The sequence below is a fragment of the Halarcobacter sp. genome (assembly GCF_963676935.1).
Lineage (GTDB): Bacteria > Campylobacterota > Campylobacteria > Campylobacterales > Arcobacteraceae > Halarcobacter.
The window spans coordinates 186300-199397 of record NZ_OY781470.1 but is presented as its reverse complement, the minus strand read 5'-3'; the positions used below and the strand labels follow the sequence as shown (position 1 = coordinate 199397).

The window sequence follows — 13098 nt, the reverse complement described above, 5'->3', positions numbered from 1 at the left end:
TAACCTCTTATTTAATATCTCTGATACATCTTACATATTTTATTTTATGCCTACTATCATAATAAGGAGTTCCACTAATAAAATACATGTAATCAGCATAAAACCAAAATGTTCTCCAGTGAGCTCTACTAGCCCAATAACCATCTTTTGCGTTATACCTAAATACTCTATTTATATAATTTCTTTGATTATTTTTATCAACTATTAGTTGATACTCTTTTATTGTGGGAAGTCTCCAGTCATCATAGTTAGCAAAAACTAAATCTTCACAATAATCTTCTGCATCTTGATGTGTTTTTTTAACTTTTAAAACTGAAATATTATCAACCCACATCAACCTGTTACCAGGGTCTATAACTGTATTTAAAGAACTATCTCTTTTTAATTCTAAAGAGAAAGAGAAACTTATAAATAAAACAAAAATAAATAAAAACTTTAACATTATTTATCCTTTATTTTAAATTTACCTCTTTGTATCGTTGCAGATACACTATCATCTAAAAGTTCTACTGTTATATTATACCCTTCTTTGTAAATTAATCCAACTAGTTGCTTACACTCTTGTTTTTTTTCACTATTTGAACTACTGTTTTCTTTCCATTTTTCAAACTTTTTTTCATAAGTGTTTAACATATTTTTTTCAAATTTATTTCTTGTGTAAATTAAATAAACTACAAGCGTAATCAAAATTATAAAAGGAAAAAGTAAATCAAAACTCACAATATTTTCTCACTTCTTTATCAATTTCAAAAATCTCATCAATAGAGTTTGCACTAATATTTGAAAACTTATTTAAAGCTTTTAATGAGATTTTTGGAATATCTAAAAATCCTATTTTAGAATCTAAAAATTTAGACACTGCAACTTCATTTGCAGCATTTAAAACTACACCTAAATCAAGATTATTTAATATTTCATCTTTAACTTGCCAAATAAGATATCTCTCTTCTTCGATTTTTCTAAACTCTAAATTTCCAACTTTTAATAAATCAACTGGTTCTAATATATTTTCATCACATTTACCAAGTATTGCATAAGCGATTGGTAGTTGCATTGAAGCATTTGCAATATGTGCAGTTGTACTACCATCTTGAAAGTTAACTAAGGCATGAATTAAAGATTTTGTTTCAATAATAGCATCAACTTTTTTAGTATCAAATAACCATGCTGCTTCTATTAATTCAAACATCTTATTTGTCATAGTTGCACTATCAATTGTGATTTTATTTCCCATAGACCAGTTTGGATGATTCAATGCTTCTTTTACAGAAACCTTTGATAATTCATTAATAGGATAATCTCTAAATGAACCACCACTTGCTGTAATTGTCATAGAGGATACTTTTTTATCTTGTAATAAATACCAAAGTCCAAAATGTTCTGAATCTATTGGACTTAGTTTTGTTTGGTCAATAAACTTTCCAGCTACAACAAGTGATTCTTTATTTGCTAATGCAATTTTTTTATTACACTCTATTGCTTTTAATGTGGGTCTTAATCCTAAGAATCCTACAAGTGCATTTACTACTGTTTTAGATTCACTTTGCTCAATTGCATATAAAATCTCTTCTTCTCCAGCTTTTACACAAGTATGTTTTACATCTTTGATATATTCACTATTTGCTATTACAACTTTTTTTGGATTAAACTCTTTTATTTGTTGGTTTAAAAGTTCAATATTATTTCCAGCAACTAAAACCTCAACATTTAGATTGAACTTCCTTGCTATATTTAGAGTATTTACCCCTATTGAACCAGTTGAGCCTAAAACAATCACAGAACAGCTCTTAGAATAAATAGCATAACAACCCCGCCAAATAAATATCCATCTGTTCTATCTAAAATTCCACCATGACCTGGCAAAATATTCCCACTATCTTTTACATCTGCTTCTCTTTTTAAATAACTTTCAAAAAGATCTCCAAAAACTGAAGCTAAAGCTACTAATAAAGAGATAATAATAGAACCAAATAATGATATATTATCAATTGCAAAAACAATACCAAATAGTGTTGCAACCACTAAACCACCTGCTACACCTTCAACTGTTTTATTTGGACTTGTTTCACAAAATTTTGTTTTTCCCATACTTTTTCCTACAAAATATGCTCCTATATCTGCACCAGCTACTATTACTAGTAACCATAATAAAGCCATAACCCCATATTCCCAATAAAGTGTTAACAAAAATAAAAATGAAGCTGTAGGATAAAAAAGTGGTAAAAATATTTTTTTATCTAAAGTTTTTGTATATGCTAAAATCGATGCAAAAACAATTGCAGCGATAAAAGTCAAATCCTCTGCATTTGGATAAAAATATGCAGCAAACCATATGATTCCAGCATAAAAATATATAGAATCAACTTTCATCTTATATAGTTTTTGTGATTCACTTATTGCAATTACTAAAAGCCCTCCAAGTAGAAGCCACATTAAAAAAAATGAATCAATATATCCAATTATTAAAATACCAACTAATAAAGCTAGACCTGTCTTAATCCGAGTTGAACTTGATTTTATAATCTCTTTCATATTTAACCTAAATTATTTATTGTAAATGCTGATTATACAAAATGTTGCCTTTTTTTTATATTTCTTTATATTTTATTACAATTGTTATATAAAATATTTGCACAATTATGTATTTTATGAAGCCATTAAAATATATTTTATAATTATAATATAATTATGTTTTAAATATAAAAAACTACTTTTATATTTTTAAAAGCGATTAATATATTTTATTATCGGGCTTTTAACATAGGAAAAGAGGTTTATGATATAGTTAGAAATAGTAATTTTTAACCAAAAAAGAAACATATGAGTAATATTAATAAAAACAATACAATAAGCGATTTTTTAATTTTTATTTTTAGTTCAATAGTATTTATATACTTTTTAAATGAACTATTTTTAAGCATATCTTACTTAACAAATCTTCAAGATATTCTTTTATTGAAAATTATTATTGAAAATTTGTATATATTATTACTATTTATTCTTATTGGCTATTCTCTAATTTTATTAAAAGATAAACAATATGAAAAATCAATAAAAATGAATAAATTATTAAATTTTATTAAATCATTGATTTTTTCAACTAGACTATTACCAAATTTATTTTTTCTAATATTCTTTTGTTCAATTATTTTTAACATCTATTTTGTACAAAAAGAAACAAACAAATTAAAAGAAGAAATAACACTTTTAAAAGACTATTAATAAATATTATATTTTTATTACAATTGTTGTATATGGATTATAAAGAACATTGGCTCCATTCTGTATTTTTACATTTCTTCTTTGAGTATAATCTACTTCATATGTTCCCGAAAAATCTGTTGAAAATTGTGCACAAATTTGTGCAGCTTTTATAATTACATTTTCTGGCAATGTTTTTTTAGTATTTTGTACAATCAAATGGGAAGAGGGTCTATCTTTTAGATGAAACCAAAAATCACTGGCTTTTGCTTTTTGCAATAAATAGATATTTTCCCTTTCACTAGTTCCTAGCATTATTTTATAACCTTCAAAAAAGAAGCTCTCATAGTTTTGACTCTTTTTTGTTTTTATTTGATTTTTTTGTTTTTTAGGATATAAAAACTCTATCTCATCAATAGATATTGCCTTTTCAAGATTTAAAACCATCCTTTTTAGAAAACTAATTTTCTCTTCAAGATTACCTTTTTCAATTTTAATATTAATAGCTTTTTGTTTTAATCTTTTTGCTTTTTTAAATAGTTCATTTGCATATTTTGAAGCTGGAATTTTATTATCTAATACAATTTCAACTTCATTACCTGAAAAATCATATGTTACCAAACTTTTTTGATATGGTTTTATATTGTATAGATTGTTTAGTATTAGATTTCCATTTGTATATAGTTGTTCTGATTCTTTTTCTAGATTCTCTTTTAAAGGAAGTGTTGAAACAATTTTTTCAATTTTTTTTAATTTTTTTGAAACTTGCGAAATTTTTTGTTTTCTATAATTTTCTAAATCTCTTTTTTCCAAATCTTCATATATTTTATACAAAGTTTTTTCTATATCATCAACTTTTTCCTCTTTAAAAACTATATTAGTTTTAGGAATTTCATCCAATTTTACACCAACTTTTACAACTCTACTTGATGCAAATTCATCTATATGCCTTAAAGCTTCTAATACAACTCTATTTTCATCTAAAATAATTATATTTGTATGTTTACCAGTAAACTCCAATTGTAAAATTGTAGTTAGCTTTTTATATGAAGATGAAGAATTAACTTTTATATTAATAACTTTATCATCATTATATAGCTGTATATCTTCAACAATTGAGTTATTAAACCTTTTTTGTAATATTACATCAAAGGGTGCATTAAAATCTTTTTTTGCTTTTAATAGCTCATCTCGTTTGTATATTAGACTTTTTCCTTTAGTCATATCAAAATAAAGGTAATTTTTATTATTAAACTCAATTATAATTGTATTATTATCAATTCTTTTAATAAACTTCATTTTTTCGGTATTTTGACACAGGTATGTCACTACCGCTTTTAATAAATAATATTTCACATTAAATTCACTTTTTCTTATTATTCTTATAAGATATTTTTTATTTACATTTGTTATAATTGTAGCAGAATTTAAATTAGGAGATAAAATAATGACAAAATTATTGAAAGTTGCACTTGCAGGTGCATTAATTTTAGGTGTTGCATCAACTACTGCTTCAGCAGATGCAGTTAAAGGTCAAAAACTATTTATTAAAAAGTTTAAAAAAGCTTGTGGTTTCAACGGTGCTAAATTTGCTTCAAAACATTCTCAAGCAGAATGGGAAGCTATTAACGCAGAGGGAAAATTCAAAGAAGAATTAATGAAAATTTGTCCAGAAGTTAAAGAGGGTGATATCAAAGATAAATGGTTACCTCATATTTATGATTTCTCTTATGAGTATGCTAATGACTCAGGAAATGTTCCATCTTGCTAATATAAATTTTTTAAACTTAATCAAGGGAAAATAGGATAATCCTATTTTCCCTTTTTTAATATCATCAAAAAAGAAAATCTAATATTATAATTATTATAACTATAAGTTCTATTTATTATAATGAATGATTATTCATACTTAATATTAGCTTAACATTATAAGTTATATAATACACTAAACTTACACATTAAGGATAGAAAAATGAAAAAAACGATTGTTGCACTAAGTGCCGTAGCTGCATTATCCACATCAAGTTTTGCAGCAACAATATCTCAAGAAGATATGATGAAACAAATAGAAGCTCTAAAAGCTCAAATTAGTGCTTTAGAAAATAAAATAGGTGCTACTGAATCTACTTCAAAAGCAAATAAAGAATCATTAGAAAAAATGATGCAAGGTGATGTAGCTATTAGTGATGCTAGATTTAAGAAATTAGAAAAAAAAGTTAATATTATTGGAAACACTGCAAGAAAAGCAAAAATTCAAAGTGGTGGAGACAATTTAAAATGGGATGTTGACTTTAGAACTCAAGTTGACCATATTCAATATAAAAAAGCATCTGGGGCCAAAGCTAAAAATAGTAACCTAATGACAAATAGACTTTTATTAGGTATGGCTTATCAACCTGATGACAACACACTATTTAGAGGTACTTTAGCTTATAATAAAGCTTTTGGAGATACTGCAAATCATAGCCAATCAAATACAAACCCAGGTTATGCTGACTTTGATTGGGTAACAAATGAAAATGCCTTAGATAATGAAATTAAAGTTAAAGAAGCTTACTGGTTATATAAAGATAAAACTTTATTAGGTGCTAATGTACCTTGGACTGTTTCTGTTGGTAGAAGACCATCAACTGATGGACTTGGAATCAATATGAGAGCAAACCAACCTAGAAAATCACCTTTATCACACACTGTAAATGTTGAATTTGATGGAGCAAGTGCTAAATTTGAGCTAGATAAAATTACAGGTGTTGAAGGGATGTGGTTTAAATTCTGTGCAGGTAGAGGTTTAACAAATGCAAAACAAAGATTCTCAATGGATGGACTTGATTATGCAGAAGATGAAAACTTAAATGAAAATGTTGATATGTTTGGATTTATTTTTGTACCATGGGATAATGGACAATATTCAGTACACACAAACTATGCACATGCATGGAATCTAATTGGTTATACAAATACTCAACTTGGAGCATACCAAGTGGCAATGGCAGGGGCAGGAACTCCTTCAGCTATGATGAATGCACAAGCTAATCTTACATTTAATGATGTAGGAGATATGGATTTAGCAACTATTATGTTTAAAGCTGATGGTATTGGTGATGGGATATCTGATTACTTAGATGATACAAAATTCTTTGCTTCATATGCTATGTCAAAAACAAATCCAACTGCACTTGGTATGTTAGGTTCAACTGAATCAAATACTGGTAGTTCTTTCTGGATTGGATTAAATGCTCCTTGTCCAATTAGTCCCGATACTGCAAGAATTGGTATTGAGTGGAATAAAGGTTCTAAATACTGGAGATCTATGACTTATGGTGAAGATACTTATGCAGGAAGTAAAATTGCTGCAAGAGGTAGTGCATGGGAAGTTTATAGAAATCAAAAAATTACTGATTCTTTAGAGTTTGGTCTAAGTTATGTAAGAATTGATTATGATTATACTGGAAGTAATTCATTCTTTGGAGCAGAAGGTGCACCTATGACAATGGCTCAAGCTAGATTAATGGGTAGTGATCCTGTTGAATCTGCACAAGATGTAAAAGCTTACGTAAGATACAGATTCTAAAAAAGAAGAGGGAAACCTCTTCTTTTATTTAAAAGATATTTTATCCAATTTTAAAACTACTTTTTCTGCTATTTCTAACATTGCAATATTCATCAACTTAAATTTTTCATCTTTAATATTTATTAATAACTTATCATATACTAGTGAATAAGGATAGATTGTAAAATAGATATATTGTTTTGATTTTGATTCTTTTCCCAACTCTTTAAACCACACAGCCAATAAAGAAAAATAAAGCATTGAAGGATTAAAAACTTTACCTTTTTTAAGCTCTTTAGTAATCTCTTTATTTATAAAGTTATAGGCATTAAGTACAGCTTTTATTCTGTAATGATTTCTGTTTTTAATGTAGTAATCATTAGAAAATGTTACTATTTGTAATTGTTTGAATATCTCATTTGAAGTCTTATTTATATATTCATTAATCTCATTATCAATATTAAATTCAATATCATTTTTATCTTTATAAGACTCTATAAGGTCTTTACAAAAAAGTAATAAGGCTTCTGTTTTTATTTGTGATAAGTTTAAAATCATTCCATATTTTAACAAAAATAAATTAAAAAAATAGTACTTAAGATTACTTTTAAGTGCAAATGCGATAAAATGTACAAATTTACAAAAAAATTAAAAAGGAAATTATTGGAACCTATTGGTATATTAAGTGAAGGAAATATTTATGACCTTCAAACTGCTGCAGCTTTAAACCTCACTGGAGATGAAATTAAAGCTGACAATTCTGCTGAGTCTCTAGAAATTCTTAGACACTCATGTGCTCATATGATGGCACAAGCTATCAAAGAGTTGTACCCTGAAGCAAAATTTTTCGTAGGACCTGTTGTAAAAGAGGGATTCTACTATGACTTTAAGGTTGATTCAAAAATCTCTGATGAAGATTTACCAAAAATCGAAAAAAAGATGAAAGAGATTGCAAATAGGAAATTACCTATTGAAAGATATGAAACAACCAGAGAAGAGATACTAACGAAATTTGCTAATGATGAATTAAAACAAGCTGTTTTACAAAATATTACCGATGATACATTAACCCTTTATAAGCAAGGTGAGTTTGAAGACTTATGTAGAGGTCCTCACTTACCAAATACTAGAATGATTAGAGCATTTAAACTAACAAGAGTAGCTGGAGCTTATCTTGGTGGTGATGAAAAAAATGAGATGATTACAAGAATCTATGGTATTGCATTTTTTGACAAAAAAGAGTTAAATGACTATGTAAGAATGTTAGAAGAAGCTAAAAAAAGAGACCATAGAAAATTAGGAACAGAATTAGAATTATTTGCATTCAATGATGATATTGGAGCAGGTTTACCTTTATGGCTTCCAAATGGAGCAAGACTTAGAGGAAAATTAGAAAAAATTCTTTATAAAGCTCATAGAGTAAGAGGTTATGAGCCAGTTCGTGGTCCAGAAATGCTTAAATCAGATATGTGGAAAATTTCAGGTCACTATCAAAATTATAAAGAAAATATGTATTTTACGGTGATTGACGAACAAGAGTATGGTATCAAACCTATGAACTGTGTTGGTCATATTCAAATATTTAAAAATAGTCTTGTATCTTATAAAGATTTACCTAAAAAACTTTTTGAATATGGTGTAGTTCATAGACATGAGATGAGTGGAGCTATGCATGGATTATTTAGAGTAAGAGAGTTTACTCAAGATGATGCACATATTTTCTGTACACAAGACCAAATCAAAGAGGTAATCTTTGAAGTATTAGAGTTTGTTGATTCATTATTAAAACTATTTGATTTCAAATATGAAATTGAAGTTTCAACAAAACCTGAAAAAGCTATCGGTGATGATATATTCTGGGAAAAAACTACAAAAGGGATAATGGATGCACTAGATGAAAAGCAGATTGATTATGGTATTGATGAAGGTGGGGGAGCTTTCTACGGACCAAAAATTGATATTAAAATTCTAGATGCTATTGGTAGAAAATGGCAATGTGGTACAGTTCAAGTAGATATGAACCTACCTAGCAGATTTGAAGCTGAATATATTAACGACAAAGGTGAAAAAGAACAACCAGTAATGATTCATAGAGCAATTCTTGGTTCATTTGAAAGATTTATTGGTATTTTGACAGAGCATTGTGCAGGAGAGTTTCCATTTGCAATTGCTCCAACACAAGTTATTTTTGTACCAATTGCTGAGCCACATGTTGAGTATGCAAAAGAGTTACAAAAAGAACTTATTGAAATGGATATAGATTCTGATATTTTTGATATGAATGAAAGTTTAAACAAAAGAATCAGAATGGCAGAAAAGAAAAGAGTACCTATGATAGTTGTAATTGGAGATGAAGAAGTTCAAAATAAAGCAATTGCACTTAGAGATAGGAGAAATAGAGAACAATCTAATATGAGTAAAGATGAGTTCATAACAATGTTAAATCAATTAAATACAGGGAGTAAAATTTGAGTAGGAATTCAAAAAAATCAGAAGTAATAATGAACGAGGATATCACAGTTAGTGAAGTAAGATGTACGGGTGATGATGGAACAAACTATGGAATAATTTCAACAAGAGATGCCCAAACAACTGCTGATGATTTAGGCTTAGACTTAGTTCTTATTGCTCCGGATGCAAAGCCTCCTGTAGCAAAAATTATGGATTATGGTAAATTCAAATACCAACAAGAAAAAAAGAAAAAAGAAGCTAAGAAAAAGCAAAAAGTTATTGTTGTTAAAGAGGTTAAATTCTCTGTAAAAATTGCTGAAAATGATATTAACTACAAAGTTAAACATGCAATTGAGTTTTTAGAAAAAGGATACCATGTAAAATGTAGAGTATTCTTAAAAGGTAGAGAGATGGCTCACCCAGAAGCAGGAGCAGAAGTTCTTGAAAGAGTATGGCCTATGATTGAAGAGTATGGAGTAAGAGAATCTGAACCTAAACAAGAGGGTAGATTTGTAAATATGTACGTAGTTCCAAAATCTGAAAAACCTAAAAATTAATCTAAAAAAATAGGGAAGAATATAATATTCTTCCTTCTCCCTAAAAAACTATTTAACCTTAATTTAAGTATATTTTAAGTAAAATCTCACACTTTTTCATAATATGAAAATGCAAATTTATAGGAAAGGAACTATACGATGCCAAAGATGAAATCAGTTAGTAGTGCTTTAAAAAGATTTAAAGTAAAGAAAAATGGTTCTATTAAAAGAGGATCAGCTTTTAGAAGTCACATTCTAACAAAAAAGACTCAAAAGAGAAAAAGAAATCTTAGAGGTCCACAAACAATCGCAAGCTCAGATTCATCTAGAGTTAAATTGATGTTAAACCAAGCGTAATTAAAAATTTAATTACACAGTCCCTCCACTGTATAAGTGGACAAGTTCGATTATAAAATCGACACCTATTATTAAACATATATGGTAAAGAAAGGAATAATATGCCTAGAGTAAAAACTGGTGTAGTAAGAAGAAGAAGACATAAGAAAGTTTTAAAAGCTGCTAGAGGATTTTTTAGTGGTAGAAGAAAACATTTTAGAAAAGCGAAAGAGCAATTAGAACACTCTTTAGTATACGCTTATAGAGATAGAAGACAGAAAAAAAGAGATATTAGAAAGCTTTGGATCGTTAGAATCAATGCTGCTTGTAGATTAAATGATATTAACTACTCAAGATTCATGAATGGTTTAAAATTAGCTAACATTGAACTTGATAGAAAAATCTTAGCAGACTTTGCTATGAATGATGCGGAAGCATTTTCAGCATTAGTAGTAAAAGCAAAAGAAGCTTTAGCAGCATAATTTAAATATAAATTTGCAAATATAAAAAAAGGGGTAGAGTTTTTCTCTACCCCTTTTTTATTTTAAGAAGAAAAGATTATTCTAGAGGTTCATTAACCTCAATTTTACAATCAGTTCCTTTACAATCAATATTTGCATCAAAATAGAATATTTCTGATACATCTAGTCCAGCTTCATTAATTTTTGTCCAAGCATCCATTGATCTTCCACCAGCAGTACAATTAAATACTATAGTTTTATCTTTTGGTAATTTTGACATTAACTCTTTTGCAGTAAATTTTTCAGCTTCGATATTTATTGCCCCTTTAATATGACCTGCTTTATACTCTTCAGGTGAAGTAACTTGTACAATTTGGATATAAGAAGGTACTGCATCTTTTTGAATAAAAGCATTAAACCATTCCCCATCAATACTCCCTTCATCTGCACCTAATTTTGCACCATTTTTAGAAAACTCTTTCTTTTTAGGAACTTCAGATTTTTTTTCTACTTTTGAGGCTGATTTTGTAGTTGCTAAACCTGCATTTTTCCATTCTGGTATACCCGCTGCAAATACATTTACATCACTATATCCCATAGAGATAAGTTTTTTTGCTACATTATGAGATTTTGCACAATGATATCCCCCACAAAATGTAATTATTTTTTCAGAATGATTTACAGGAAATCTTCCTTTTAATTCTTCGATCTTAGTATCAGGAATTGAGATTGCACCAGGGATTGTTTCTTTTAAAAACATTTTATATGGTCTAGAATCTATAAGTACAGCAGCGTTTTTAGCTTGTGCTGATTTTACTACAGGAAGTCCAACTTCTTTATAGTTTAATTTTTTCCATTGTGGTTCCCCTGCTTGGTAAAGTTTTACATTTGTAAATCCATCTTTTTTCAACATATTTGCTACTTTTGGAGATTTACCACATTTCCAACCCCCACAATATACTAATATCTCTTTGTTTTTAGCTACATCTTTTAATTGTCCAATATATTTATCATATGCTGTATCAGGGATATTAATAGAACTTGGAATTGTACCTGCCATATATTTTTTAGCAGGTCTTGCATCTATTAAAATTGCTTTTGCTGTTTTTCTTGTTCCTTTACCAAGTCTAGCTTTTGTATAGTTATAATCAACCATTTTTAGACCAAACTTATCAATCATAGATTGAACTTTTGCACTAGGTTTTGTTAAATTCCCTGGATCATTTGCCAAAACTCCTGTCGTTAAAAGACCTGCTACTAACAAACTTTTTAGAATTAATTTCATCATTTTCTCCTTATTAAAGTATCTCTTTTTCTTCATTTATTGAAAATAGTGTATCAACTAATTTATAAATTGCTATTATAATACCAATTGAACCAATTGTAATTAAAACTTCCCCTAAATGTGGCGTTACATAATTAAAGGTAGTTTCCATATCATAAAAATTATACTTTTCATAACCAACACCAAATCTATCAGACATTGGGTTAGCGTTACCCCCATAAACAAATAGATATCTTCCTATAAACCCTCCTATAATAGTTGAAATACAAGATGCTAAAATATAATGTTTTATTATTCTAAATAAAAGTAAAAATGGCAATACTAAGGTAAATAAAATATACCCACCAAAATATAATAATCTAAATTCTCCGAATAAAATAATAAAAGCCCAATCTTTATCAATAACTAAATATCCAATTACTTCATAAATTGCTAATAAATAGATGAAAAACAACATAGCTTTTCTAATCAAAGCCATCAACTCTTTATACTCACTTTTATCTCTATGTACTAAATAAGATAATACTCCCATAATACCTAAAGATGATACAAAAGCAGATATAATAAAATAAAACATTAAAGCTGGAAATTCAGTCCATAAATGTCTTGCAGTATTCATTGAGAATAATTTGGCTTGTATATAATATTCAATTAAGTCAACCCCAATACTCATTACTAAAATTGGGAATGCTAATTTTTTTGCTAACTCTCTTTTATTTGTTAAAATCAAATATATCTCAAACAGAACAAAAGGTATATATGTTAAATATAAAGGTAGCATCAACCACATTCCTGTATTTACATTAGGAGTTATAAACATCCAATGCATATTTAACAAATTTAAATCTGTAGCAATTGTAAATAACCCTGCGAAAACCATTGCAAGTCCAATTACCATAAAAGAAGCTGCCAATTTCTCTACAACTTTAAAATTAAGTAGTTCTGCTAATGCAACTAAAAAGATAATTCCACTTCCAGTATAAATCATATACATATAGTTTGCAATAAATAGTGTCCAAGGAACCTCTCTACTAATCTCTCCAACATCTCCAAAAATTGCATTTCTCAATGCATTTTTTAATTCTTCAGTTACTGGTCCAGCTCCTAAAGAATTAGCTGTTGCAACCTCTGAAAAATATCTTAATTCAAAAATTTCTATTACACCTAAAATTGCAATAAAAATTAAAATATATGAAAAAAACATTGTTTTATTAAAAAATAAATCTTTAAATGATCTTTTATTAATTTCAAGCCCTGCAATAGTATATTTTTCCATTG

15 protein-coding genes are annotated in these 13098 nt (G+C 28.0%); 7 read left to right on the top strand and 8 right to left on the bottom strand.

The features are described 5' to 3' along the window. Window positions 1–7: 7 nt before the first annotated feature. The 4 genes from ACKU4C_RS00995 to ACKU4C_RS00980 form a co-directional block, all read right to left on the bottom strand. Window positions 8–442 carry a DUF1566 domain-containing protein gene (locus ACKU4C_RS00995; protein WP_321313859.1) on the bottom strand — a complete coding sequence of 145 codons (435 nt, stop codon included), beginning with the start codon at window positions 440–442 and terminating at the stop codon, window positions 8–10. After that, entirely contained in the window at window positions 442–633 is a 192-nt protein-coding gene (locus tag ACKU4C_RS00990; protein WP_321313858.1) for a hypothetical protein, read from the bottom strand. The genes ACKU4C_RS00995 and ACKU4C_RS00990 overlap by 1 nt, the downstream gene beginning before the upstream one ends. A gap of 76 nt (window positions 634–709) precedes the next feature. Next, window positions 710–1777, bottom strand: a complete 1068-nt coding sequence (gene dxr / locus ACKU4C_RS00985) for a 1-deoxy-D-xylulose-5-phosphate reductoisomerase (RefSeq protein WP_321313856.1) — start codon at window positions 1775–1777, stop codon at window positions 710–712. Beyond that, window positions 1774–2532: a phosphatidate cytidylyltransferase gene (locus ACKU4C_RS00980; protein WP_321313854.1), complete on the bottom strand. Its 759-nt coding sequence runs from the start codon at window positions 2530–2532 to the stop codon at window positions 1774–1776. The genes dxr and ACKU4C_RS00980 overlap by 4 nt, the downstream gene beginning before the upstream one ends. A gap of 288 nt (window positions 2533–2820) precedes the next feature. Between ACKU4C_RS00980 and ACKU4C_RS00975 the strand changes: the two genes are divergently transcribed. Further along, window positions 2821–3222 (top strand): hypothetical protein, encoded by a 402-nt coding sequence (locus ACKU4C_RS00975; RefSeq protein WP_321313853.1) that lies wholly within the window; start codon window positions 2821–2823, stop codon window positions 3220–3222. Window positions 3223–3228: 6 nt separating this feature from the next. On the opposite strand, the gene ACKU4C_RS00970 is transcribed toward ACKU4C_RS00975, so the two are convergent. Beyond that, window positions 3229–4500 (bottom strand): NFACT RNA binding domain-containing protein, encoded by a 1272-nt coding sequence (locus tag ACKU4C_RS00970; protein ID WP_321313851.1) that lies wholly within the window; start codon window positions 4498–4500, stop codon window positions 3229–3231. Window positions 4501–4648: 148 nt separating this feature from the next. On the opposite strand from ACKU4C_RS00970, the gene ACKU4C_RS00965 reads away from it, so the two are divergent. Both ACKU4C_RS00965 and ACKU4C_RS00960 read left to right on the top strand, forming a co-directional pair. Next, window positions 4649–4972, top strand: a complete 324-nt coding sequence (locus ACKU4C_RS00965; protein ID WP_321313850.1) for a cytochrome C — start codon at window positions 4649–4651, stop codon at window positions 4970–4972. Window positions 4973–5173: 201 nt separating this feature from the next. Beyond that, complete coding sequence (locus ACKU4C_RS00960; protein WP_321313847.1) at window positions 5174–6772, top strand: DUF3373 family protein; 1599 nt, start codon at window positions 5174–5176, stop codon at window positions 6770–6772. A 24-nt stretch (window positions 6773–6796) separates the two neighbouring features. Here ACKU4C_RS00960 and ACKU4C_RS00955 read toward each other — a convergent pair whose 3' ends face one another. Continuing rightward, a complete protein-coding gene (locus ACKU4C_RS00955; RefSeq protein ID WP_321313845.1) occupies window positions 6797–7309 on the bottom strand; it encodes a hypothetical protein in 513 nt (170 codons plus the stop codon). 69 nt (window positions 7310–7378) lie between these two features. On the opposite strand from ACKU4C_RS00955, the gene thrS reads away from it, so the two are divergent. The 4 genes from thrS (at window position 7379) to rplT (ending at window position 10556) form a co-directional block, all read left to right on the top strand. Further along, complete coding sequence (thrS, locus tag ACKU4C_RS00950) at window positions 7379–9223, top strand: threonine--tRNA ligase (RefSeq protein ID WP_407933764.1); 1845 nt, start codon at window positions 7379–7381, stop codon at window positions 9221–9223. A 29-nt stretch (window positions 9224–9252) separates the two neighbouring features. Further along, a complete protein-coding gene (infC, locus tag ACKU4C_RS00945) occupies window positions 9253–9759 on the top strand; it encodes a translation initiation factor IF-3 (protein WP_321315900.1) in 507 nt (168 codons plus the stop codon). A gap of 138 nt (window positions 9760–9897) precedes the next feature. Beyond that, window positions 9898–10095 (top strand): 50S ribosomal protein L35, encoded by a 198-nt coding sequence (gene rpmI, locus ACKU4C_RS00940; protein ID WP_321313843.1) that lies wholly within the window; start codon window positions 9898–9900, stop codon window positions 10093–10095. 101 nt (window positions 10096–10196) lie between these two features. Beyond that, on the top strand, window positions 10197–10556 hold the full coding sequence (gene rplT / locus ACKU4C_RS00935; RefSeq protein WP_320035879.1) for a 50S ribosomal protein L20: 360 nt from the start codon (window positions 10197–10199) through the stop codon (window positions 10554–10556). Window positions 10557–10632: 76 nt separating this feature from the next. On the opposite strand, the gene ACKU4C_RS00930 is transcribed toward rplT, so the two are convergent. Then, window positions 10633–11820 carry a rhodanese-like domain-containing protein gene (locus ACKU4C_RS00930; protein WP_321313841.1) on the bottom strand — a complete coding sequence of 396 codons (1188 nt, stop codon included), beginning with the start codon at window positions 11818–11820 and terminating at the stop codon, window positions 10633–10635. Window positions 11821–11833: 13 nt separating this feature from the next. Next, the gene (gene nrfD, locus ACKU4C_RS00925; RefSeq protein ID WP_321313839.1) at window positions 11834–13096 is read right to left on the bottom strand and encodes an NrfD/PsrC family molybdoenzyme membrane anchor subunit; all 1263 of its coding nucleotides are present in this window, start codon (window positions 13094–13096) and stop codon (window positions 11834–11836) included. Between the last annotated feature and the right edge of the window lie 2 nt (window positions 13097–13098).

What these genes read in the sequence shown, in the direction of transcription:
- ACKU4C_RS00975 (WP_321313853.1), top strand. Translation starts at nt 2,821, where the DNA reads ATGAGTAATATTAATAAAAACAATACAATAAGCGATTTTTTAATTTTT.
- ACKU4C_RS00990 (WP_321313858.1), bottom strand. Translation starts at nt 633, where the DNA reads ATGTTAAACACTTATGAAAAAAAGTTTGAAAAATGGAAAGAAAACAGT.
- infC (WP_321315900.1), top strand. Translation starts at nt 9,253, where the DNA reads ATGAACGAGGATATCACAGTTAGTGAAGTAAGATGTACGGGTGATGAT.
- rplT (WP_320035879.1), top strand. Translation starts at nt 10,197, where the DNA reads ATGCCTAGAGTAAAAACTGGTGTAGTAAGAAGAAGAAGACATAAGAAA.
- ACKU4C_RS00970 (WP_321313851.1), bottom strand. Translation starts at nt 4,500, where the DNA reads ATGAAGTTTATTAAAAGAATTGATAATAATACAATTATAATTGAGTTT.
- ACKU4C_RS00960 (WP_321313847.1), top strand. Translation starts at nt 5,174, where the DNA reads ATGAAAAAAACGATTGTTGCACTAAGTGCCGTAGCTGCATTATCCACA.
- ACKU4C_RS00930 (WP_321313841.1), bottom strand. Translation starts at nt 11,820, where the DNA reads ATGAAATTAATTCTAAAAAGTTTGTTAGTAGCAGGTCTTTTAACGACA.
- thrS (WP_407933764.1), top strand. Translation starts at nt 7,379, where the DNA reads ATGTACAAATTTACAAAAAAATTAAAAAGGAAATTATTGGAACCTATT.
- nrfD (WP_321313839.1), bottom strand. Translation starts at nt 13,096, where the DNA reads ATGGAAAAATATACTATTGCAGGGCTTGAAATTAATAAAAGATCATTT.
- ACKU4C_RS00955 (WP_321313845.1), bottom strand. Translation starts at nt 7,309, where the DNA reads ATGATTTTAAACTTATCACAAATAAAAACAGAAGCCTTATTACTTTTT.
- ACKU4C_RS00965 (WP_321313850.1), top strand. Translation starts at nt 4,649, where the DNA reads ATGACAAAATTATTGAAAGTTGCACTTGCAGGTGCATTAATTTTAGGT.
- ACKU4C_RS00995 (WP_321313859.1), bottom strand. Translation starts at nt 442, where the DNA reads ATGTTAAAGTTTTTATTTATTTTTGTTTTATTTATAAGTTTCTCTTTC.
- rpmI (WP_321313843.1), top strand. Translation starts at nt 9,898, where the DNA reads ATGCCAAAGATGAAATCAGTTAGTAGTGCTTTAAAAAGATTTAAAGTA.
- ACKU4C_RS00980 (WP_321313854.1), bottom strand. Translation starts at nt 2,532, where the DNA reads ATGAAAGAGATTATAAAATCAAGTTCAACTCGGATTAAGACAGGTCTA.